The organism is uncultured Subdoligranulum sp., from assembly GCF_937890665.1.
The window spans coordinates 1-2,799 of record NZ_CALADU010000184.1; the positions used below are offsets into that span (position 1 = coordinate 1).

The window sequence follows — 2,799 nt, forward strand, 5'->3', positions numbered from 1 at the left end:
TGTCAGTGACCGGCTCTATGTATTTGAGGGACCTATCGATCTGCTCTCCTATATCCTGCTTTATCTGCGTACTCCAGCAAAAGCGACTTCTGGGCCTTCAGGTCTTCATCGGTCCTGGCTTTCAGATACAGCCATGCTTTCTTCTTTTCCGCCATAAGCTTTATGCCTCCCATGATGGTGCGCCAGAGATAAGCTCCGGCGCACAGCCAATCCTTCATTCGTTTTTCAGTCGTGTATGAAAACAAGCGGGGGCCGCTCCACGATGTGTGGCAGCATTGCGATACCCTTCAGGGCGGCCCCCGCCGTTTCTGACATTTGCGTTTCCAATGATGGCCCTATTCGACACTACTTCCCGAGCCGTAGGCGGCAGGCTTGGACCGCGCGGGCGCGCGTCACGGGAATCTCACCCCTCCGAGGATCTCTCCGAGCTGCCCCCATTGCTTGTGGCTGTGGCTGGACAGGAGTATCATTACTGGATTGCCGGCGAGGGTCGGGCAGGACTCCTGTGAGTCCCGCCGCAATGCGAAACAGCCCGCCACAGGCTGTTTTATGGACGGATGGGAACCGCTCTGCACCTTATTTGGCCGTCTTTGATGCGGGGGCTTCCCGCACAGATGGTCTTGGCGCATCCTCCAATGTCGCTTCAGCCTCCCTCTCGGGGGCCTCTCGCCAACGGACGTATCCAAGCTGCCGGATATTCTATTTTCAAAGATCAAGAGGAGGAAGATGTGACCCCCTCATTATGTACAGGCAATAAGTAAGGGAGTTCACAAACGATTTTTCTAAAATTTTTTCTTTTCTCCGTTTTGCACAAAATCTTTCAGCCGTTGTAAGGCATAACGCTCACGATAACTGACTGCTTGCTGGGTGAGAGAAAGCATTTTCGCTACATCCTCCTGACTCATGTCTTTCCAGTAGCGGAAATAAAGCAGCAGCTGGTATTCTCTTTCCAGACTGCATAAGGCTTGGTGTAAGTGACGTAGTTCCTCCTGATGTTGCACCTGTTCGTCCAGCGTCGGGCCGTTAGAAAATTGCTGCCGTCCATCCTCCATGAGCTCCTCCAGGGAGATTTCCCGACTGGGTAAAGATGCAATGGTTTGTTTTTTTCGATCCCACACCGAACGCTCCAATTTGAGTCCCTTTTCCATATAGCGCATCTTGCGGTCACTTGCTCGCAGTACACGTAAAATATCCGGACGTTTTTCAATGCCTGGGTAGAGCTTCTCATAGTCTGGGTAGTACATGTTGTATCGCGGCATGTCCGTTCCTCCTTCGATTTTCGTTGGTTCGCGGGCAGTCAACGAAAATCGGGAGGCCCCCGGCAGGAATTTCTTTTTCCGCCAAAATATAAAAATTTTTCTAAATTTTCAATGTTTTTTCCGGACTGGAATGGAAACGTGAAAAAAATACATCCATATCTCGACAATTCATCCCAGCATCTCCCAGAATTTTCTGGAGGATGCTCGGATAATTTGTCGAGGACAAAATGAGGCGCAGACAACCAGCTGGTTGCCTGCGCCTTTTTAGCAGGTGGCGGTATTGGATTTGGCGGCGGCTTAGCCGCCGCTGGAACAAAAGGGACGATAAAGCATTGTTATTCTCCCGTCTTTTGTGTAGTTACCAGCTCACATATTTCTTACAAAGCCGCATGAGGATCACGGCGGCTTGTTCCCTCGTGGCGGTGGCGCTTGGTCTGAGGGGCCCGTTGTCAGTGCCATTGATGATCCCGGCGCTCACAGCCCAGTTCAGGGTCTCCAGTGCAAAATTGGAGATCTGGTCATAGTCCGCATATTCCCGAATGACCATACCGCCCTGGATGATGTCATAGTCCCTGTTCTGGGTGTAGCGGTACAGGACGGCTGGTCAAGAGGCCAGGACAGGCCCAGGCTGGGAATCTCCAAGGGCTGCTCTTTTTTTATGCAGTAGTTAATGACGAAATAGATGTAATCAAGAAAAAGAAAGGAAAAGCACAATCCAGACGGAACCGGCGGTTGTGTCAAGAAATATTTGTGAGTTCACAAGAATTTTGCTATAATGAGGACAGAAACCCCTATGCAGGGAGAAGGGCGGGAGCCTATGCACATCAGCTATCAGCCGCTATGGGACACCCTGAAGGAGCGCGGCATGAGGATAGCGGACTTACGGCTGGCCGCCGGTCTTACCACCAACATGATCGCCAACATGGGAAAGGGTGAGCATATCAGCATGAAAACGCTGCTGCGTATCTGCGGGGCGCTGAACTGTGATATTGCAGATGTGATTGCTTTGGAGCAAGATAACAATTTCGCAAATGAAATGGAGAAGTAAATGGGAACTTGAGGTATAGCTATCATGTACAGGTTAGAATTAGAAAATTTTTGCTTGGAGTTTAATCCAACGATACATGAAAATGACCTTCCATTTCCAGTAAACACCAGTCTGAATATAAAGGTATTCAGTTATGGATTTTCCGCTGACGCTGTGATGGATATTGATGTTCGAGGACTTGCAGACTTTGCTATATCGCTAAATAGACTATATGAAACACTCAAAGGCTCCGCGATATTAGAAACACCGTATGGTGTTCATAGCTACATAGAGTTTATAGCTTTTAATGGAGGTCACATTAAAGTGAAGGGTAATATTAATAATGGAAATGCCTATGGGTATGAACAAGAACTTATTTTTGAAAATGAACTTGACCAAACTTATCTAAAGAATTTTGTAAAGGATTTGTTTGCAGACTTCGAGAAATATGTAGGGCGATAAGGGAATGTAAGATTCCTTTATAAAGTAAACATCCCCGCCCCACCTCTGGAC

The 2,799-nt window shown here is 48.4% G+C and carries 4 protein-coding genes; 2 read left to right on the plus strand and 2 right to left on the minus strand.

All coding sequences use genetic code 11. The features are described from left to right. Positions 1-782 precede the first annotated feature (782 nt). Together Q0526_RS10595 and Q0526_RS10600 are read right to left on the minus strand one after the other, a co-directional pair. On the minus strand, positions 783-1,259 hold the full coding sequence (locus Q0526_RS10595) for a sigma-70 family RNA polymerase sigma factor (protein WP_298733326.1): 477 nt from the start codon (positions 1,257-1,259) through the stop codon (positions 783-785). A gap of 358 nt (positions 1,260-1,617) precedes the next feature. Further along, on the minus strand, positions 1,618-1,806 hold the full coding sequence (locus Q0526_RS10600) for an S-layer homology domain-containing protein (protein ID WP_298733328.1): 189 nt from the start codon (positions 1,804-1,806) through the stop codon (positions 1,618-1,620). Between the two features lie 270 nt (positions 1,807-2,076). Here Q0526_RS10600 and Q0526_RS10605 point away from each other — a divergent pair, with 270 nt between their 5' ends. Together Q0526_RS10605 and Q0526_RS10610 are read left to right on the plus strand one after the other, a co-directional pair. Beyond that, positions 2,077-2,307, plus strand: coding sequence for a helix-turn-helix transcriptional regulator (locus Q0526_RS10605; RefSeq protein WP_009260704.1), 231 nt, complete (start codon positions 2,077-2,079; stop codon positions 2,305-2,307). A 24-nt stretch (positions 2,308-2,331) separates the two neighbouring features. Continuing rightward, positions 2,332-2,748 (plus strand): hypothetical protein, encoded by a 417-nt coding sequence (locus Q0526_RS10610; protein WP_298733333.1) that lies wholly within the window; start codon positions 2,332-2,334, stop codon positions 2,746-2,748. Positions 2,749-2,799: the final 51 nt, after the last annotated feature.